The organism is Streptomyces sp. NRRL F-5122 (assembly GCF_001507435.1).
GTDB classification, from domain to species: Bacteria; Actinomycetota; Actinomycetes; order Streptomycetales; family Streptomycetaceae; genus Streptomyces; species Streptomyces lannensis.
Map to the genome: position 1 here is coordinate 1 of NZ_LMWH01000275.1, position 18,552 is coordinate 18,552.

General features: G+C 71.0%; 15 protein-coding genes and 1 pseudogene. 7 read left to right on the top strand and 9 right to left on the bottom strand.

Features of this window, described 5'->3' with window-relative positions:
- Positions 1-900, top strand: a pseudogene (locus ADL25_RS37865) (hypothetical protein); the annotation flags it as partial.
- A gap of 70 nt (positions 901-970) precedes the next feature.
- Here ADL25_RS37865 and lysS read toward each other — a convergent pair.
- Entirely contained in the window at positions 971-2,713 is a 1,743-nt protein-coding gene (gene lysS / locus ADL25_RS37870) for a lysine--tRNA ligase (protein WP_059132463.1), read from the bottom strand.
- 223 nt (positions 2,714-2,936) lie between these two features.
- Between lysS and argS the strand changes: the two genes are divergently transcribed.
- Complete coding sequence (gene argS, locus ADL25_RS37875) at positions 2,937-4,700, top strand: arginine--tRNA ligase (protein ID WP_059132464.1); 1,764 nt, start codon at positions 2,937-2,939, stop codon at positions 4,698-4,700.
- 67 nt (positions 4,701-4,767) lie between these two features.
- Here argS and ADL25_RS37880 read toward each other — a convergent pair whose 3' ends face one another.
- Positions 4,768-6,144, bottom strand: a complete 1,377-nt coding sequence (locus ADL25_RS37880) for a helix-turn-helix domain-containing protein (protein WP_420711408.1) — start codon at positions 6,142-6,144, stop codon at positions 4,768-4,770.
- Between the two features lie 225 nt (positions 6,145-6,369).
- On the opposite strand from ADL25_RS37880, the gene ADL25_RS37885 reads away from it, so the two are divergent.
- Positions 6,370-7,116 carry a DUF4232 domain-containing protein gene (locus ADL25_RS37885; protein ID WP_059132466.1) on the top strand — a complete coding sequence of 249 codons (747 nt, stop codon included), beginning with the start codon at positions 6,370-6,372 and terminating at the stop codon, positions 7,114-7,116.
- Here ADL25_RS37885 and ADL25_RS37890 read toward each other — a convergent pair.
- A complete protein-coding gene (locus ADL25_RS37890; RefSeq protein WP_059132467.1) occupies positions 7,106-7,528 on the bottom strand; it encodes an ATP-binding protein in 423 nt (140 codons plus the stop codon). The genes ADL25_RS37885 and ADL25_RS37890 overlap by 11 nt on opposite strands.
- A gap of 113 nt (positions 7,529-7,641) precedes the next feature.
- On the opposite strand from ADL25_RS37890, the gene ADL25_RS37895 reads away from it, so the two are divergent.
- From ADL25_RS37895 to ADL25_RS37905, 3 genes are read left to right on the top strand one after another with little or no spacing between them, the layout of a single operon-like run.
- Complete coding sequence (locus ADL25_RS37895; RefSeq protein WP_059132468.1) at positions 7,642-8,469, top strand: helix-turn-helix domain-containing protein; 828 nt, start codon at positions 7,642-7,644, stop codon at positions 8,467-8,469.
- On the top strand, positions 8,466-8,723 hold the full coding sequence (locus ADL25_RS37900) for a DUF397 domain-containing protein (RefSeq protein WP_059132469.1): 258 nt from the start codon (positions 8,466-8,468) through the stop codon (positions 8,721-8,723). The genes ADL25_RS37895 and ADL25_RS37900 overlap by 4 nt, the downstream gene beginning before the upstream one ends.
- Before the next feature lie 35 nt (positions 8,724-8,758).
- Positions 8,759-9,577, top strand: a complete 819-nt coding sequence (locus ADL25_RS37905) for a DUF4253 domain-containing protein (RefSeq protein WP_059132470.1) — start codon at positions 8,759-8,761, stop codon at positions 9,575-9,577.
- Positions 9,578-9,587: 10 nt separating this feature from the next.
- On the opposite strand, the gene ADL25_RS37910 is transcribed toward ADL25_RS37905, so the two are convergent.
- Positions 9,588-10,793, bottom strand: a complete 1,206-nt coding sequence (locus tag ADL25_RS37910) for a PLP-dependent aminotransferase family protein (protein WP_059132471.1) — start codon at positions 10,791-10,793, stop codon at positions 9,588-9,590.
- Positions 10,794-10,955: 162 nt separating this feature from the next.
- Between ADL25_RS37910 and ADL25_RS37915 the strand changes: the two genes are divergently transcribed.
- Positions 10,956-11,888 (top strand): phosphotransferase family protein, encoded by a 933-nt coding sequence (locus ADL25_RS37915; RefSeq protein ID WP_059132472.1) that lies wholly within the window; start codon positions 10,956-10,958, stop codon positions 11,886-11,888.
- A gap of 109 nt (positions 11,889-11,997) precedes the next feature.
- On the opposite strand, the gene hemB is transcribed toward ADL25_RS37915, so the two are convergent.
- The 5 genes from hemB to ADL25_RS37940 all read right to left on the bottom strand — a co-directional run bounded on the left by hemB (position 11,998) and on the right by ADL25_RS37940 (position 18,321).
- Positions 11,998-12,990: a porphobilinogen synthase gene (hemB, locus tag ADL25_RS37920; RefSeq protein ID WP_059132473.1), complete on the bottom strand. Its 993-nt coding sequence runs from the start codon at positions 12,988-12,990 to the stop codon at positions 11,998-12,000.
- Between the two features lie 138 nt (positions 12,991-13,128).
- Positions 13,129-14,835, bottom strand: a complete 1,707-nt coding sequence (locus ADL25_RS37925) for a uroporphyrinogen-III synthase (RefSeq protein WP_059132474.1) — start codon at positions 14,833-14,835, stop codon at positions 13,129-13,131.
- The gene (hemC, locus tag ADL25_RS37930) at positions 14,832-15,797 is read right to left on the bottom strand and encodes a hydroxymethylbilane synthase (protein WP_059132475.1); all 966 of its coding nucleotides are present in this window, start codon (positions 15,795-15,797) and stop codon (positions 14,832-14,834) included. Before hemC ends, ADL25_RS37925 begins: the two co-directional genes overlap by 4 nt.
- Positions 15,794-17,566 carry a glutamyl-tRNA reductase gene (locus tag ADL25_RS37935; protein WP_059132476.1) on the bottom strand — a complete coding sequence of 591 codons (1,773 nt, stop codon included), beginning with the start codon at positions 17,564-17,566 and terminating at the stop codon, positions 15,794-15,796. The genes hemC and ADL25_RS37935 overlap by 4 nt, the downstream gene beginning before the upstream one ends.
- Positions 17,563-18,321 carry a redox-sensing transcriptional repressor Rex gene (locus tag ADL25_RS37940; protein WP_059132477.1) on the bottom strand — a complete coding sequence of 253 codons (759 nt, stop codon included), beginning with the start codon at positions 18,319-18,321 and terminating at the stop codon, positions 17,563-17,565. The genes ADL25_RS37935 and ADL25_RS37940 overlap by 4 nt, the downstream gene beginning before the upstream one ends.
- Positions 18,322-18,552 lie beyond the last annotated feature (231 nt).

The following is an 18,552-nucleotide window of genomic DNA, read 5'->3' on the forward strand; positions in this document are numbered from 1 at the left end:
CGGATGAAACTGTGGGAGCTCCGCTCCTACGACCAGGTCATCAAGCTGGAACAGGAACGTCTCGTCTACCAGGCCCGCCTGCGCTCCCGCTTCGGCCGCGCCTGGCGCCGCAAGGCGCCGGTGGAGTCGCTCATGCCGCTGCGGCTGGCCAAGTACGGCGTCCCGCTGATGGACACCGCCCCTGCGGGCCTGGCGGCGGCCGGGATAGAACCGGCCCTCATACCCCCGTCGCCGGAGCCGGCCGCAGCTCCGGCGAGTCGCGCCGCGGGGACCGGGCCCGTCGCCCAGCAGGCGGCGCCTGCCGGCGAGCCGCGGCCCGAGCTCGAGGGCCGGCAGCACCCCGAGCAGTCCGTCCAGGCCGAGAACCCCGAGCAGAGCCCCTGGTTCAACACCCAGCAGCAGCCGCCGGACTACCACGGCGGATACGACCCGGGCTACGAGCCGGAACCTTCCTACGTCGGCGAGGAAGAGCCCTGGCACTTCTACGAGGCGCAGCAGCAGGCGGAGCAGTACCAGAACCCCGTCCAGGAGATCCCGGAGCAGTACCGGAACCAGATCCCCGAGCAGTACCCGAACCCGGTTCCGGATCAGTACCGGAACCCCGTCCCGGTGCAGCCCCTGGAACCCTCTCCCGAGGACACCGGGAGCTTCCCCATCCCCGTCTCCGGCAACCGCATGCGCGAGCTCGGCGAGGGCGGCGGCGCACCGGAACCGGACGAGGAGTCGTACTACCAGGTCTTCAAGCAGTCGATCAACGGCAGCTATCCGACACCGCGCGAGTTCATCGACAACGTCGAGGCGGAGTTCCGCATCAGCCTCGCCTCGGACGACGCCAAGCGCATGGTCAGCCGCTTCACGAACCGCCACACCGCGGAACTGGAAGAGGACCACATCGCATAACTCCCGGCACGTACGACGACGGGGGCGCCCGGTGTCATCACCGAGCGCCCTCGTCGGCGTACGACAGGTCCTACTCCCCGAGCAGCGTGCGCACCCGGTCCTGTCCCACCGCGAGCAGCAGGGTGGGCAGCCGCGGACCGGTGTCACGGCTCACGAGCAGGTGGTAGAGCAGCGCGAAGAACGACCGCTGCGCGGTCTTGATCTCCGGCGGCAGCTCCTTGGGCGTGGCGTCGGCGGAGAACCCGGCCTGCACCTTGGGCACGCCGTACACGAGGTGGGTGAGCCCGTCCAGGGACCAGTGCTCCGCGAGGCCCTCGAGCAGCAGCCGCAGCGACTGCTGCCCCTGCTCGTCGAGGGACTTCAGCAGTTCGACGTCGGGCTCGGTACGGACGACGGTGCGCTGGTCCGCCGGCACCTGGGTGTTGATCCAGGCCTCGGCCCTGTCGTACCGCGGCCGGACCTCGTCGACCGAGGTGAGCGGGTTGGCCGGGTCGAGGTCGGACAGGATGCGCAGCACCTGGTCCTGCTGACCGGCGGTGATGTCTGCGACGGACGCCAGCGTGCGGTAGGGCAGCGGACGCGGGGTGGAGGGCAGCGGGCCTGCGGCCGTGCCGGTCGCCCGGGTGTACCCGGCCACGTCGCCCGGCAGCGCGGAGTCGTCGGCGACCTTGAGCGCCAGCTTGTCCCACTCGTCGTAGAGCCGCTGGATCTCCTGGTCGAAGGCGATCTTGAAGGACTGGTTGGGCCTGCGCCGGGCGTAGAGCCAGCGCAGCAGCTGGGGCTCCATGATCCGCAGCGCGTCGGCCGGGGTCGGCACCCCGCCCTTGCTGCTGGACATCTTGGCCATGCCGCTGATCCCCACGAAGGCGTACATGGGGCCGATGGGCCGTTCGCCGCCGAAGATCCCGACGATCTGGCCGCCGACCTGGAAGCTGGAACCCGGGGAGGAGTGGTCGACGCCGGAGGGCTCGAAGACGACACCCTCGTAGGCCCACCGCATGGGCCAGTCGACCTTCCAGACCAGCTTGCCGCGGTTGAACTCGCTCAGCCGCACCGTCTCGGTGAACCCGCAGTCCGAGCACGTGTAGGTCAGCTCGGTGGTGTCGTCGTCGTACGCCGTCACGGTGGTGAAGTCCTTGCCGCACCGGCCGCAGTAGGGCTTGTACGGGAAGTACCCGGCGGAGCCGGAGCTGCCGTCGTCCTCTCCGGCCGCGCCGGAGCCCTCGGCGGCCTCGAGCTCGGCCTCGTCGACGGGCTTCTGCTGCTGCTTGGCGGCGGCCTTGGGCTTGGTGCGGTACTGCGCGAGGACGGCGTCGATCTCGCCGCGGTGCTTCATCGCGAAGAGGACCTGCTCGCGATATGCACCGGAGGTGTACTGCGCCGTCTGGCTGATGCCTTCGTACTCCACGCCCAGTTCGGCCAGCGACTCGATCATCGCGGCCTTGAAGTGCTCGGCCCAGCTCGGGTGAGCCGATCCCTTGGGAGCGGGCACGGACGTCAGCGGCTTGCCGATGTGCTCGGCCCAGGACTCGTCGACGCCCGGCACCCCGAAGGGCACCTTGCGGTAGCGGTCGTAGTCGTCCCAGGACAGGACGTGGCGCACCGTGTATCCGCGCCGCCGGATCTCGTCGGCGACGAGATGGGGCGTCATGACCTCCCGCAGGTTCCCCAGGTGGATGGGGCCCGACGGGGAGAGTCCGGACGCGACGACGACCGGTTTGCCCGGGGCCCGACGCTCCGACTCCTCGATGACCTCATCCGCGAAACGGGAGACCCAGTCGGTGGTCTCGGTGCTCTGAGCCACGATCGGCACGTCCTTCTTTCTCCATGGGCAGCCGGTACGGTCGCACGGCTGACCACTCCATTGTCCCAGGCGGGGCCGCCACGACGAAAACGCCTTTTCACGGCCCCGCCACATCCTCGATGAAGCCCGGGCACAGGCCGACGTCCGGCCCGCGAAGGGAAAAATCGCTTTACCCCGCATGGGATACTGGGCGTGTCCATCTGTTCGCACGAGGAGAACGGCACCCACTCCTATGGCCTCGGTCACGTCCCTCACCGATTCCGTCCAGCAGCGCCTCGCGAACGCCCTCTCGGCCGCCCTGCCCGAGGCCGCCGACGCGGACCCGCTGCTGCGACGAAGCGATCGGGCGGACTACCAGGCCAACGGGATCCTGGCACTCGCGAAGAAGGCGAAGGCGAACCCGCGCGAGCTGGCGACCCAGGTCGTGGACAAGGTCGTCACGGGTGATCTGATCAAGGACGTCGAGGTCTCCGGGCCCGGCTTCCTCAACATCACGGTCACCGACAAGGCGATCACCGAGAACCTCGCCGCCCGGGCCGCCGACCCCGACGGCCGCCTCGGCGTGCCGCCCTCCGAGACCGCGGGCACCACGGTCATCGACTACGCCCAGCCGAACGTGGCCAAGGAGATGCACGTCGGCCACCTGCGCTCCGCGGTGATCGGCGACTCCGTGGTCAAGCTCCTGGAGTTCACCGGCGAGACGGTCGTCCGGCGCCACCACATCGGCGACTGGGGCACCCAGTTCGGCATGCTCATCCAGTACTTGGACGAGCACCCGCACGAGCTGGACCACAAGGCCGCCGAGGTCACCGGCGAAGAGGCGATGTCGAACCTCGACCGGCTCTACAAGGCGGCCCGCAGGCTCTTCGACTCGGACGAGGAGTTCAAGACGCGGGCCCGGCGCCGGGTGGTCGACCTCCAGGCAGGCGACGCGCGCACGCTCGCCATGTGGCAGAAGTTCGTCGACGAGTCGAAGATCTACTTCTTCTCCGTCTTCGACAAGCTGGACATGGATATCCGTGACCCCGACATCGTCGGCGAGTCCGGCTACAACGACATGCTCGAGGAGACGTGCCGCCTGCTGGAGGAGTCCGGTGTGGCGGTCCGCTCCGAGGGTGCCCTGTGCGTCTTCTTCGACGACGTCAAGGGACCGGACGGCAAGCCGGTGCCGCTGATCGTGCGGAAGTCGGACGGCGGCTACGGCTACGCGGCCACGGACCTCTCCGCGATCCGCGACCGCGTCTTCAACCTCAAGGCGAACTCGATCATCTACGTCGTGGACGCCCGCCAGTCGCTGCACTTCAAGATGGTCTTCGAGACCGCGCGGCGGGCCGGCTGGCTGAACGACGACGTGAAGGCGTACCAGCTCGCCTTCGGCACGGTCCTCGGCAAGGACGGCAAGCCGTTCAAGACCCGTGAGGGCGAGACGGTCCGCCTGGTCGACCTTCTCGACGAGGCGATCGAGCGCGCCTCAGCCGTCGTACGGGAGAAGGCGCAGGACCTGTCCGAGGAGGAGATCACCGAGCGCGGGTCCCAGGTGGGCATCGGCGCGGTGAAGTACGCGGACCTGTCGACGTCGGCGAGCCGGGACTACAAGTTCGACCTCGACCAGATGGTGTCGCTGAACGGCGACACGTCCGTCTACCTCCAGTACGCCTACGCCCGTATCCAGTCGATCCTGCGGAAGGCCGGCGAGGTACGCCCGGCCGCGCACCCCGAGCTGGAACTGGCCGACGCCGAGCGCGAACTGGGCCTGCACGTGGACCAGTTCGCGGAGACGGTGGCGGAGGCCGCCCGGGAGTACGCACCGCACAAGCTGGCCGGGTATCTGTACCAGTTGGCTTCTCTTTACACGTCCTTCTACGACAAGTGCCCGGTCCTCAAGGCCGAGACGCCCGATCAGGTCGAGAACCGCCTGTTCCTGTGCGACGTCACGGCCCGCACCCTGCACGAGGGCATGGCGCTGCTCGGCATCAGGACGCCCGAGCGGCTCTGACACCGCGCCGCCGTCGCGAAGAGCCCCGCATCCCGGGCCGGTTCCCGGGATGCGGGGCTCTCGTGCGTCAGCCGCCCTGCCGCGTGATCCACTCCGCGCCACCGAGCGGGAAGTCGTAGCCCGGCCGTCCCGTGTCCCCGCTCGTCCGGAACGGCTTGCCGTGGTCGTCGATCCGGACGGTGCCGTGCCGTGCACCGCTGGACCACTCCAGTTCCAGGTACCAGCGCACATCGTGCGCGGTACTGCGGGCCAGGACGTGAAAGACCTCGGGATCGGACTCGCTGACCTTGAACGGGAAGTCGCGCTGCCCCTGCGCGGGCACCGCGGACGGACGGCCCGCGTCCAGGTCCACGCCGAACGCCTGCGTCCCCACACCACCGCCGCAGCCGACGGCCATGGAGTAGTCGTTCCAGGCCAGGGGCGCGTCCGACGACACCACCCGGACCCTCAGGTCCTCCAGCACCACGGTCCGGCTGCCGGTGCCCTGCACCGTGAGGGAGACGTACTGCTCCCCCGACGACACCGCGCCGAGGGCCGACACCCAGCCCGGGGCGTCCTGTTCGGTGGGCGGTGGTGGCACCTGCTGCGCCGAACGGTCGATCAGATAGTGCTGGCTGCACTGGTCCTCCCAGGCGTACGGGCGGGTGTTGACCGTCAGCGGTACGCCCGAGCCCGTGTCCGCGCCGTCGGCCGCCGTGGGGCTCGAGCCCAGCGAGCCGACACCCGGTTCGGGGCTCCGGCCCGCGTCGGCCGCCGTGTCCGCGCCGTCGCCGGGCCGCGACGGCGAGGGAGCCGTCGGGCCCGCGGTGCCGAGGCCGACCGCCGGCCCGCGTCCGCCCACGGTGGACGACGCGCCCGGCGGACTCTGGACACCGCTCCCCCCGGTGCCGGAGAAGGGGTTCCACGCGAGTGTGGCGGCGCCCAGGACCGCGAGGGCACCGACCGGGACGAGCACCGCGGAGCGTATGCGTCGGCGGGTGCCGGAACGTGCGCCCGTGCCCGGCTCCTCGTGGACGGCCCCTCGATCGTCCTGCGGCGCCGGCTCCGTGGCGGCGCCGGACCCGTCTGCTCCCGTACCACCGGCCCCCGGTTCCGCGGTACTTCCCGCCGAGTCCCCGTCCGCCCGCTCCTGCCCCGGCCCGGCATCCGCGTCCGGCTCGGCGGGGCGCGCCGCTTGTCCGGCGGCCGTCCTGCCCTTCCTCTCCCGCACGGCGTCGGCCAGCACCCATCGGCGGTGCAACTCGACCAGTTCGTCGGGTGACGCCTTGCACAACCGGGCCAGCCGCTCCACGGGCGCGTAGTCGGTCGGCACGACATCCCCGTTGCAGTAGCGGTGCAGCGTCGACGTGCTCATGTGGAGCCGCTTGGCCAGCAGCCCGTAACTCAGCCCGGACCGCTCCTTCAAATCCCGCAGCGACTGCCCGAACGCGTCTGCCGCATCCACCCCCGACACCATTCCTCCGCTTCCCGCATCCCGTCCCGGCATCCCAGAGACACCTCGTTCCCCCAGCTCAGCGCTACTGCGGACGTTCCAGTGTCCCTGATGGTCCGCCGGTCGTAGCGGCTGGGACAGATCGCCCCGCAGGCTTCAGGCCATCCAAGCACGCCGCTCCCGCCGACCGGCCGGGCGGCGTGCGCCATCCCGGAACCGCGAACGAGGTATCCAGCCATGCGCACCTTCCGCAACGCCCGCCCGCACACCGCACTGCTCGCCACCACCACGGCCGCGCTCGCCGTTCTGGCCCTGACGGCGTGCCAGAGCGGCATGGGCACGCAGGACGAGGGCAAGGCGTCGTCGACGCCGACCGTGTCGTCCGCCGCGCACAGCCCCGCCGCACAGAACACCGGTTCCTCTCAGGCGGGTTCGGGCTCCGGGTCGTCGACCGCGCAGGGGTCGGACGCGGCGTCCCACACGGGCAAGGGGACCGGCACGGGTTCCGCGGGCGGCGGCTCCGCCTCCGGCAAGGGCAGCGGGACGACGACCGCCTCCCCTGTCCTGTGCAACGGCGCCAACACCCGCGTCACCGCCCAGGAGGTGTCCCGTCCCGTCGACCACATGCTGATCACCGCCACGAACACCGGCTCGCGGCCGTGCGCCCTGACGTACTACCCCTTCCTGCGGTTCGACGAGATGCAGTGGGCGCCCGGGGCGTTCGAGGAGAGCCGGCCGCAGGCCGTCACCACGCTCGCCCCCGGTGAGTCCGGCTACGCGGGTGTACGTCTCTCCGCCGCCGACGGCAGCGGAGAGAACGGCACGACGGGCCACAAGCTGACCGTCCTCTTCCAGGGGCGGACCCCGCGCAGTGACGCGGGCCCGACGGCCGAGGTGAAGCTGCCCGCCAAGGGCGTCCACTACGACAGCGAGCTGACCGCGACGTACTGGCAGGCGACCGCGTCCGACGCCCTCACCTGGTGAGGTCCCCGGGTGGTGGGGAAGCGAACTCGCACCACACCACCTTGCCGAGTTCCCGCTCGCCGACACCCCACTTGTCGGCGAGCGCGGCGACGAGCAGCAGCCCGCGGCCGCCCTCTCCCGCCTCGTCGAGGACACGGGGGACGCCGGGCCCGCTGTCGTGCACCTCCACCCGCAGCACCACACGGTCGTACCGCAGGAACACCCGGAACTGGCGGCCCGGCGGCACACCGTGCATCAGCGCGTTGGTCGCCAGCTCGCTGACGCACAGCAGCACGTCGTCCCGGCGCTCGCCTTCGGTGAGCCCCCAGCCGGTCAGGGTCTCGTGGGCGAACCGCCTGGCGGCCGGGACGGAACGCCGCTCGCGCCGGAAGAACCTCTCGCGCAGGGGCGGGAGTTGGATCGTCTCGTTCACGGGACGAGTGTTGCGGAGAGTGACTACCTTGGATCACCGGGTGAGCCCGTACGGATTTTTTGTACGGGTTCGTTCGGGGTCGCGTACGGGCAGGCGTGGGGAGGTGGTCCAGCATGAACTCCAGGAAGCTTCCGCGGAAGAAGAACCTCTCGGCCACGAGGATGCTGGGCGTGCAGCTCGGCACGGCCCGCCGCGCGGCCGGCTTCACCCAACGGTCCCTCAGCGAGCGGTTGATGATCGACGAGGAGACCATCGCGTCGATCGAGCAGGGCCGACGTCCGCTGAAGCCGGACCTGGCCGCGTCGCTGGACGAACTTTTGGGAACCAAAGGGATGTTGTCGGCCGGGGTGGCGAACCTTCCGGAGATCGACCAGTTCCCGTTGTGGGCAGAGCTGTATGTGCAGCACGAGCGTGGGGCCGTCTCATTGTCCTGGTACGACGCCCTGGTCGTCCCGGGGCTGCTCCAGACCGAGACTTACGCCCGGGCGCTGCTGAGCGGGCGCGTTCCGCCTTACGAGGACGACGAGTTGGAGACAAAGCTCGCCGCACGTATCGGCCGCCAGGAGCTCCTGCATCGCAAGGTGCCGCCGACGCTCAGCTTTGTCGTCTGGGAGCCCGCGCTGCGCATGCCCACGGGAGGGCGCGAGACGCATTGTGAGCAACTGCGGCACCTGCACGAGCAATCCCGGCTACCCGGCCTGTCGCTCCAGGTCCTGCCGCTCGACCGTACGTCGCACGCCGGCGATGCGGGCTCGTTCACCCTGCTCGAGACAGCGGATCACCAGCATCTCGCCTACGCCGAATCCCAACGCGGCAGCCAGTGGGTCTCCGATCCGAACGAGGTGTCCATCCTGGCGCGCAAATATGCGATGCTGCGAACTCAGGCCCTCACCGTCGAGGACTCCAGAAGCCTGCTGGACCGACTGCTAGGAGAGCAATGAGCACCGCGCTTCCGTGGTTCAAGTCGACCGACAGCAGTGACGAAAGCGGCCAGTGCCTCGAAGTCGCCTACACGTGGCGCAAGTCCAGCTACAGCAGCAGCGAGGGCGGTCAGTGCCTCGAGGTCGCCTTCGCAAGCGATGACTTCGGGACCGATCGCGCGGTCCACATCCGCGACTCCAAGAACCCCACCGGGCCCATCTTCACCGTCTCTCCGGAGGCCTGGGCCGCGTTCACGGACTACGCGACCCGCTAGAGCCGTTGTCAGTGGCTGCCCCTACAGTCACCGGCATGGCGACACTTCCCAATCCGCTGCCCCGGTTGGCGGCCGATCCGAGCGGGCGCGCGCTCGGGCTTGAACTCCCGCCCGGGAGTCTGATCGACGCGACGGACGACGGGCCTTGGCACGAGCCGCTGCTGTGGCATGCCGGGCGCCCCGCGTCCTCCGGCAACTGGGCGCGGCTGGGTGCGCCCGGGGCGCGGGCGGGCCTCCTCCCGGTGCTCGTGGACGTCGGCGGCACCCAGGGCGGGCCCGAGGAATGGGAGTTGATGCCGGGCGAGATGTCGTACCCCGGCGATCACGACGCCGAGGAGGTACTGGCCGGGTTCTGGGGCGACGAGGACGCCGACGACGAACTCGACGAGATGCTCGCCCCCTTCGGCCCGCAGTGGCCAGGACTCGCCGCCGCTCCCCGGCTGACGGCCGACCCCGACGCGCGCGCCGCCGAGGTCGCCGACTCCCTGCTGGAGGAGGGCTCCTGGTTCAAGGAGCCGCGCCTCGCCCTGGTTCCGGCCCGTCGTTCCGCCGACATACCCGCGGCCATCGGCTGGGGCGGGCCCCTGAACCACGAGGACGACACGGCCCGTCTGTGTGCCGTGCTCCGCTCCTGGGAGGACCGCTTCGGCATACGGGTCGTCGCGCTCACCTTCGACCAGCTCGTGCTGTCGGTTGCGGCGCCGCCGACCACCGCCGCCGAGGCGGAGGAGGTCGCCGCCGAGCACTTCGCCTTCTGCCCGGACAACATCACCCAGGGGCACCCCAACACGCTGCGGGAGTACGCCGAACACGACGTCCTGGGCCGGAGGATCTGGTCCTTCTGGTGGGACTGACCCGCTCGCCCTAGTCCAGTGCCCTCCCCAGGCGCCGCAGTCCCTCGGCGATCTCCTCCGGCGGGTGTGTGACGAAGCACAGCCGCATCGTCGACCGATCCGGCGCGCCCGCATAGAAGGGCGCGCCGGGAACGTACGCCACATCCTGTTCGACCGCGCGCGGCAGCAGGGCCGTCGTGTCGTACGCCTCGGGAAGGCGGGCCCACAGGAACATGCCGCCCTCGGGCCGGTTCCAGTCCGATCCCTCCGGCAGCGCGTCCGGAAGTCCGGCGAGCATGGCGTCCCGTCGCTCGCGGTAGGCGGCGGCCACCCGGGCCACATGGCCGTCCAGATCACGGTCGGCCAGGTAGCGGGCCGCGGCAAGCTGGTTGACGGTCGGTGTATGCAGGTCGGCGGCCTGTTTGGCGACCGCGCACGCCCGCCGCAGGGCCGCCGGTGCCCGCAGCCAGCCGAGCCGTAGCCCCGGCGCCATGACCTTGGAGAAGGAACCGAGCAGCACACTGCGGTCGCCTGCGTCCTCGTAGGAGGAGATCCAGGGCACACGCTCGCCCTCGAAGCGGAGTTCGCCGTACGGGTCGTCCTCGACGATCCACAGCCCGTGCCGGGCGGCGACCCGCGCGACCGCGGCACGGCGGTCGGCCGGCAGAGTGCGGCCGGTGGGGTTCTGGAAGGTGGGGACCGTGTAGAGCAGCTTGGGACGCTCCCCGACCACCAGTTCCTCCAGCGCGTCCGGATCGATCCCGTCCGCGTCGCCGGGCACGGGCACGATCCGGGCGCCGGCGAAGCCGAACACCTGAAGGGCCGCGAGATAGCAGGGGCTTTCGACGAGAACCGTGTCGCCGGGGTCGAGCAGGGCCGTCGCGAGCAGGGACAGCGCCTGCTGCGAGCCGGTGGTGACGAGCAGGTCGTCGGCGGCCGTGGCCAGACCGCGCACGGAGGTGCGGTCCGCGAGCGCGGCCCTGAGCCCGGGCTCGTCCTCAGTCGTGGAGTACTGCAGCGCCTGCAGCGCGGCCCCGGTCAGCACGGCGTGGAAGGCGGCGGTCACGCCTTCCGAGTCGAAGAGACCGGGAGCGGGCAGTCCACCCGCGAAGTTGACGACTTCGGGACGAGCGGTGACGGCCAGGATGTCCCGTACGGGAGAGCCGCCGACGGAGGCGACCCGGGCGGCGAACGCGGGTTGCGGCGAACCGGTGATCGCACTGTTGATGAAGGTCACGGCGGCGGCTCCTTGTGTGGCACCGGCGCCCGCACGGCGAGGAACCCCCGTCGGCACACCGCTCGAAACCGTCTCGTTCGCGCGCCCGGGGGCATGGCTGCCCCATGCAACAACCTCGTATCGTCATGCGGACGACCGTTCTTGGGCTCTAGCATGCGGCCCATGCTGCCCAGCGTGGACACGATCGACGAGTTGGAAGCGATGGTCTCGGACGAGGCGGTGCTGCGCCCGGCCGCACTCGACCTCTGCGACCGTCTCGGTCTCGTCGGACTGCCGGTGCGGCGCTTCGACGACGGTTCGCGCCCCGTGTACGCGGTCGGCGGCGATCTGGTGCTGAAGCTGTATCCACGGTTCGAGACGACGGAAGCGATCAGGGAGGCGCGGGTCCTGGCCCACCTGTGGGGTCAACTTCCGCTGCCCACACCGCGGCTGCACGCCACGGACGAGTACTCCAACGGCTGGCGGTTCGTGCTGATGTCCCGGCTGCCCGGCCTGAGCGTCGCCGAGGCATGGCCACGTCTCACGGCGACCGAACGGGACCGGATCGTCACGGAGTCGGCCGAGACGCTCGCCGCCCTGCACGCGATGAACCACGCGCCACTGACGGACGTCCTCGGCCCCACGGACTGGGGCGCGTTCCTGGACCGGCAGCGCGCCCGGGCCACGGGGCACCACACCGCCAACGGCGTGAGAGAGCCCTGGCTGAGCCGGATCCCCGAGTTCCTGGACTCGGTTCCGCTGCCCGCGTCGACCGACCTGGCCCTGCTCCACACCGAGTTCATGCCGGAGCACCTGACCATCGACATGCGCGACGGCCGTCGGCTGACCGGGCTCTTCGACTTCGAGCCCGCGATGATCGGCGACCCCGCGTACGACTTCGTGAACGCGGGCCTGTTCGTCACGCGCGGCGACCCACGCCAGCTCCGCCGCTTCTACGAGGCCTACGGGCGCTCACCGCACGACCCGTACCAACTGCTCGCGTACACGCTGCTGCACGTGTACAGCGACCTGCCCTTCTGTCTGGACGAGCTTCCGTCCCCTTCCGAACCACGCATCGACGCACTCGCCGAGTTGTGGTTCGGCACGAAGGGCTGACCGGCGCCGGGTGATCCGGGCCCGGTGCGGACTCCTCGCCCGGCCGGCGAAGGACACCGCACCGCGTGCCTCACCGACGGCCCCGACGTACCAGAACAAGGGCAGGGGGCTAGCGCAGCTGCCGTGCGACCTCGGTGGCCCAGTACGTGAGGATGGAGCGCGCACCGGCCCGCTTGATGCCGGTCAGGGTCTCGAGGATCGCGCGGTCGCGGTCGACCCAGCCCTTCTCCGCGGCGGCCTCGATCATCGCGTACTCACCGGAGATCTGATACGCGGCGACGGGCACGTCGACCGCGTCCGCCACCTTCGCCAGGACGTCGAGGTAGGGACCGGCCGGCTTGACCATCACCATGTCGGCGCCCTCCTCCAGGTCGAGGGCGAGTTCCCGCAGGGATTCCCGCCAGTTCGCGGGGTCCTGCTGGTAGGTCTTGCGGTCGCCCTTCAGGGACGAGGCGACGGCCTCGCGGAACGGGCCGTAGAAGGCAGAGGAGTACTTGGCGGTGTAGGCGAGGATCGCGACGTCCTCGCGCCCGATCTGGTCCAGCGCGTCCCTGACGACCCCGATCTGGCCGTCCATCATCCCGCTGGGCCCCACGACATGGGCACCGGCGTCGGCCTGTACCTGTGCCATCTCGGCGTACCGCTCGAGAGTGGCGTCGTTGTCGACCCGCCCCTGGGCGTCGAGCACACCGCAGTGGCCGTGGTCGATGACCTCGTCCAGACACAGGTCGGACATGACGAGGAGGTCGTCCCCGACCTCGGCACGCACATCGCCGATGGCGACCTGGAGGATCCCTTCCGGGTCGGTCCCCGGCGTGCCCACGGCGTCCTTCTTCGACTCCTCCGGCACACCGAAGAGCATGATCCCGGAGATCCCCGCCTCCGCCGCCTCCACGGCCGCCTTCTTGAGGCTGTCCCGGGTGTGCTGCACGACGCCCGGCATCGACGAGATCGGCACGGGCTCGGCGATGCCCTCCCGCACGAACGCCGGGAGGATGAAGTCGGCCGGGTGCAGCCGGGTTTCGGCGACCATACGGCGCATGACGGGGGTGGTACGCAGACGACGGGGACGCGTACCGGGGAAGGATCCGTACTTCGTCATGGCGTCTACGCTACGCCCGGCCGGGGCGAGCCTTTGCCGACGCTATGTCGGAGTATGGGCCCCTGCCGAACGCGGATGTGCCTCGGGGGTGCTCCGCGAACCGGAGCACCCCCGAGGCACAAAAACCGACCGGCCGGATCAGGTGGTCGACCTGCGCCGCCGCGCCCCCGGGCGCCGCTCGCTGGGACGCGTCACCGGGTCCCCGGCCTCCAGGGCGGCAGCACGCCGCTTCAGGCCGAAGTCCGCCAGCGCCTGGGCCAGCTTGTGGACGGACGGCTCCGGAGCCATGACGTCCACCCGCAGCCCGTGCTCCTCCGCCGTCTTCGCCGTGGCGGGACCGATACAGGCGATAACCGTCACATTGTGCGGTTTGCCCGCGATACCGACCAGGTTCCGGACCGTCGAGGACGACGTGAACAGGACCGCGTCGAAGCCGCCGCCCTTGATCGCCTCCCGGGTCTCGGCCGGCGGGGGCGAGGCGCGGACCGTCCGGTAGGCGGTGACGTCGTCCACCTCCCAGCCGAGCTCGATCAGGCCGGCCACCAGGGTCTCCGTGGCGATGTCGGCACGCGGCAGGAACACACGGTCGATCGGGTCGAACACCGGGTCGTACGGCGGCCAGTCCTCCAGCAGGCCGGCGGCGGACTGCTCCCCGCTCGGCACCAGGTCCGGCTTCACGCCGAAGGCGACCAGCGCCTTCGCCGTCTGCTCGCCCACCGCGGCCACCTTGATGCCCGCGAAGGCGCGCGCGTCGAGCCCGTACTCCTCGAACTTCTCCCGGACCGCCTTCACCGCGTTGACCGACGTGAACGCGATCCACTCGTACCGGCCCGTCACCAGGCCCTTGACCGCGCGCTCCATCTGCTGGGGCGTGCGCGGGGGCTCGACCGCGATCGTCGGCACCTCGTGCGGCACGGCGCCGTACGACCGCAGTTGGTCGGAGAGCGACACCGCCTGCTCCTTCGTGCGCGGGACGAGGACCTTCCAGCCGAACAGCGGCTTGGACTCGAACCACGACAACTGGTCGCGCTGGGCGGCGGCGGAACGCTCACCGACCACGGCTATCACCGGGCGCCCGCCCTCGGGGGACGGCAGTACCTTCGCCTGCTTCAGCGTCTGCGCGATGGAGCCGAGCGTCGCGGTCCAGGTGCGCTGCCGGGTGGTCGTTCCGGCGACGGTCACCGTCAGCGGCGTGTCCGGCTTGCGGCCCGCCGCCACCAGCTCGCCGGCGGCGGCCGCGACCGAGTCCAGTGTCGTGGAGACCACGACGGTGCCGTCGGAGGCGCCGACCTCGGTCCAGCAGCGGTCCGAGGCGGTCCGCGCGTCCACGAACCGTACGTCAGTGCCCTGTGCGTCCCGCAGCGGCACACCCGCGTACGCGGGCACACCCACGGCGGTGGCGATACCGGGCACGACCTCGAACGGAACACCGCCCGCGGCGCACGCCAGCATCTCGCCGGTCGCGTACACGTCCAGGCCGGGGTCCCCCGTCACCGCACGGACGACCCGCCTGCCGCCCCTCGCGGCCTCCATGACAAGATGTGCGGCATCCCTCGACGCAGGGACACCAGCGGTTGTCGACTCACCGTCGACTACCGCTAGTTGAGGCGTGCCCGTGCCCGGAAGCGCACCCCTGGCGGGGTCCGGGCCCGTGGTGACGACGGCGACGCCCGTTCTGGCATGCGCGCGCACAACGGCGAGCACGTCCTGCTCGCCGACGATGACGTCCGCGTTCGCCAGCGCCTCGACGGCGCGCAGGGTGAGAAGTCCCGGATCTCCGGGTCCGGCACCGAGGAAGGTGACGTATCCGGGTTCATTGCCGGCGGGAAGGGTGGTGGGGCTCAATGTGCTCGCTCCCCCATCAGACCGGCCGCGCCCTGGGCAAGCATCTCGGCAGCGAGTTCGCGACCGAGCGTCATCGCCTGGTCGTGCGTCTCGGGCACGGGACCGGTGGTGGACAGCTGCACCAGCGACCGGCCGTCGGGGGTCCCGACGACGCCGCGCAGGCGCATTTCCTTGACAATCTGCCCGTCGGCCAACAGGTCGGCCAGTGCGCCCACAGGGGCGCTGCAGCCGGCCTCCAGGGCGGCGAGCAGGGACCGCTCGGCGGTCACGGCGACCCGGGTGAAGGGGTCGTCGAGCCGGGCGAGCGCGGCGATCAGGTCCGCGTTGTCCGCGGCACATTCGATCGCCAGTGCCCCCTGGCCGGGGGCGGGCAGAACCGTGTCGACCGACAGGAAGTCGGTCGCCTCGTCTATCCGGCCGATGCGGGTCAGTCCGGCGGCGGCGAGGACCACGGCGTCCAGCCTGCCGTCACGGACGTATCCGATCCGGGTGTCGACGTTGCCGCGGATCGGGACGGTCTCGATGTCGAGGCCGTGGCCGCGCGCATAGGCGTTCAGCTGCGCCATGCGGCGCGGCGAACCGGTGCCGATGCGCGCACCGCGGGGCAGGTCGGTGAACTTCAGGGCGTCACGCGCGACGACCACGTCGCGCGGGTCCTCCCGCACGGGCACGGCCGCCAGCGCCAGCCCCTCGGGCTGCGCGGTCGGCAGGTCCTTGAGCGAGTGCACCGCGAAGTCCACCTCGCCCCTGTGCAGCGCGTCGCGCAGCGCCGTCACGAACACACCCGTGCCGCCGATCTGGGCGAGGTGCTCGCGGGAGGTGTCGCCGTACGTCGTGATCTCCACGAGCTCCACGGGCCGTCCGGTCATGCGGCTCACGGCGTCCGCTACCTGCCCGGACTGGGCCATGGCCAGCTTGCTGCGCCTGGTCCCGAGCCTCAATGGCTCGCGTGGCTCACTCATGCTCGCCCTCGGTTCTTGGCGTTCTCGGTGTTCTCGGTGTCCGCGGCCCGGGAGACGGAGGCGACCGTCTCGGGGTCGAGGTCGAAGAGGGTGCGCAGCGCGTCCGCGTACCCGGCGCCGCCGGGCTCGGCGGCAAGCTGCTTGACCCGTACGGTCGGCGCGTGCAGGAGCTTGTCCACCACGCGCCGCACGGTCTGGGTGATCTCGGCCCGGTGCTTGTCGTCGAGCTCCGGGAGCCGCCCTTCCAGGCGCGAGATCTCGTTCGCCACCACGTCGGCGGCCATCGTCCGGAGCGCGACGACGGTCGGCGTGATGTGCGCCGCGCGCTGGGCGGCATCGAACGCGGTGACCTCGTCGGAGACGATCCGCCGCACCTGATCGACGTCGGCGGCCATGGGCGCGTCGGCGGAGGCCTCGGCGAGCGACTCGATGTCGACGAGGCGCGCCCCCGGCAGGCGGTGCACGGCCGCGTCGACGTCCCGCGGCATCGCGAGGTCGAGGATCGACAGCACGGGTGCCGGCCGGGGGGCCGGCAGGACGGGTTCGGGACGCCGGCGCTCGGGGATCCGGCCGGCCGTCGCCGCGGTGGCGGCGAGTGCGGTGATGAGTTCGGCCTCGGCCTCGGGGTCGGCTCCGCCGGCCGGACGGCCGCTGCGCTCCTTGTCGCCCTTGTCGACCCAGGCCGCGTGCTGCTCGAGCTCGGCGGCGCCCATCCCGGCGACGGCCGCCTCGCCCAGAACGGAGAATCCGGCGGTGCCCTGCACGGCCGACAGGTCGAGCGGGCAGCCGTCCTCGGCGCCGAGGCTCTTGGGCGGAAGTTCGTCCCCCGCCTCCGCGGCGTCCGCCGGCGCCTCGGCGGCGCGGACGGACCCGGCGCCCGCGAGGGGAGCCGGGACCACGGGTGCGAGGGGGGCGGGAGAGCCGTCCACGCGCCCCTCGAGCGCCTCCGCGACCGCCTGGGCCGTGAGGACCAGCCCGGTCGCGCCCGTGCAGGAGACCACGACGTCGGCACGTGTCAGCTCGTCCGGCACCGTCTCCATCGGTACCGCACGTGCCGACACGTCCGTGCCGTCGTCCTCCGTCAGGATCTGCGCGAGACGCCGGGCACGCTCCAGCGTGCGGTTGGCGACGACGACCTCGCTCACCCCGGCGCGTGCGAGGGTCGCGGCCGCCAGGGAGGACATCGAGCCGGCGCCGATCACGAGGGCACGCTTGCCCGACGCCCAGGACTCCACCGGCGTACCGTCCGCCAGTTGCTCGAGGCCGAAGGTCACCAGCGACTGGCCCGCCCGGTCGATGCCCGTCTCGGAGTGGGCGCGCTTGCCGACCCGCAGCGACTGCTGGAACAGGTCGTTCAACAGCCGTCCGGCCGTGTGCTGCTCCTGCGAGACGGCCAGGGAGTCCTTGATCTGGCCGAGGATCTGGCCCTCGCCGACGACCATCGAGTCCAGACCGCAAGCCACCGAGAACAGATGGTGGACGGCCCGGTCCTCGTAGTGCACGTAGAGGTGGGGGGTGAGCTCCTCGAGGCCGACCCCGCTGTGCTGGGCGAGCAGGGTGGACAGTTCCGCGACGCCCGCGTGGAACTTGTCCACGTCGGCGTACAGCTCGATGCGGTTGCAGGTGGCGAGCACCGCGGCCTCGGCCGCCGGCTCGGCGGCGACCGTGTCCTGGAGCAGCTTGGACTGGGCGTCCGCGCTCAGCGCGGCCCGCTCCAGGACGCTGACGGGAGCGCTCCGGTGGCTCAGCCCTACGACGAGGAGACTCATGCCGGCATCACGGCGGGGACGTCCCCGTCGGGCCCCTGGTCGGCGGAGTCGGTGGCCGCCGCGGCGGTCGGCAGGCCGTCGGGCAGGGCCTCCTCGCCGGCCTTGCGCTGCTCGTGGAAGGCGAGGATCTGCAGCTCGATGGAGAGGTCCACCTTGCGCACGTCGACGCCGTCCGGGACGGACAGCACGGTCGGCGCGAAGTTCAGGATGGAGGTCACACCCGCCGCCACGAGCCGGTCGCAGACCTGCTGGGCGGCGCCCGCGGGGGTGGCGATGACGCCGATGGACACGCCGTTGTCCTCGATGATCTTTTCCAGGTCGTCCGTGTGCTGCACGGGAATACCGGCGACCGGCTTTCCGGCCATCGACGGGTCGGCGTCGATGAGCGCCGCGACCCGGAAACCGCGCGAGGCGAATCCACCGTAGTTGGCCAGCGCCGCGCCGAGGTTACCGATACCGACGATCACAACCGGCCAGTCCTGGGTCAGGCCCAGTTCGCGGGAGATCTGGTACACGAGATACTCGACGTCGTAGCCCACGCCCCGGGTCCCGTAGGAGCCGAGGTAGGAGAAGTCCTTGCGCAGCTTCGCGGAGTTGACGCCCGCGGCGGCGGCCAGTTCCTCGGAGGAGACCGTGGGTACCGAGCGCTCCGACAGTGCTGTCAGGGCTCGGAGGTACAGCGGAAGCCTGGCGACGGTGGCCTCGGGAATCCCTCGGCTGCGGGTCGCCGGTCGGTGAGTTCGGCCAGTTGCCACGGTGCTCCTGCGGGTAGCGCGGGGCTGCAGGCGGTCATGCGTCCCCAGACCGCCCCGTCGAATGCAGGCTATGTCTTTGTGAACGCGTGCACAAAGATGGTGTCCGATTTGCCCGGCCAACGTGACCGGGGTCACGCACACCCGGCGCATGGGTACGGAACCGGCACGCAGACCCCGCCGTTCCTTGCGATCTGGGGGCAAAACCGCACACTCTCCTCAACGATCCACGCC

What these genes read in the sequence shown, in the direction of transcription:
- argS (WP_059132464.1), top strand. Translation starts at nt 2,937, where the DNA reads ATGGCCTCGGTCACGTCCCTCACCGATTCCGTCCAGCAGCGCCTCGCG.
- ADL25_RS37885 (WP_059132466.1), top strand. Translation starts at nt 6,370, where the DNA reads ATGCGCACCTTCCGCAACGCCCGCCCGCACACCGCACTGCTCGCCACC.
- ADL25_RS37895 (WP_059132468.1), top strand. Translation starts at nt 7,642, where the DNA reads ATGAACTCCAGGAAGCTTCCGCGGAAGAAGAACCTCTCGGCCACGAGG.
- ADL25_RS37900 (WP_059132469.1), top strand. Translation starts at nt 8,466, where the DNA reads ATGAGCACCGCGCTTCCGTGGTTCAAGTCGACCGACAGCAGTGACGAA.
- ADL25_RS37905 (WP_059132470.1), top strand. Translation starts at nt 8,759, where the DNA reads ATGGCGACACTTCCCAATCCGCTGCCCCGGTTGGCGGCCGATCCGAGC.
- ADL25_RS37915 (WP_059132472.1), top strand. Translation starts at nt 10,956, where the DNA reads ATGCTGCCCAGCGTGGACACGATCGACGAGTTGGAAGCGATGGTCTCG.
- hemB (WP_059132473.1), bottom strand. Translation starts at nt 12,990, where the DNA reads ATGACGAAGTACGGATCCTTCCCCGGTACGCGTCCCCGTCGTCTGCGT.
- hemC (WP_059132475.1), bottom strand. Translation starts at nt 15,797, where the DNA reads ATGAGTGAGCCACGCGAGCCATTGAGGCTCGGGACCAGGCGCAGCAAG.
- ADL25_RS37935 (WP_059132476.1), bottom strand. Translation starts at nt 17,566, where the DNA reads ATGAGTCTCCTCGTCGTAGGGCTGAGCCACCGGAGCGCTCCCGTCAGC.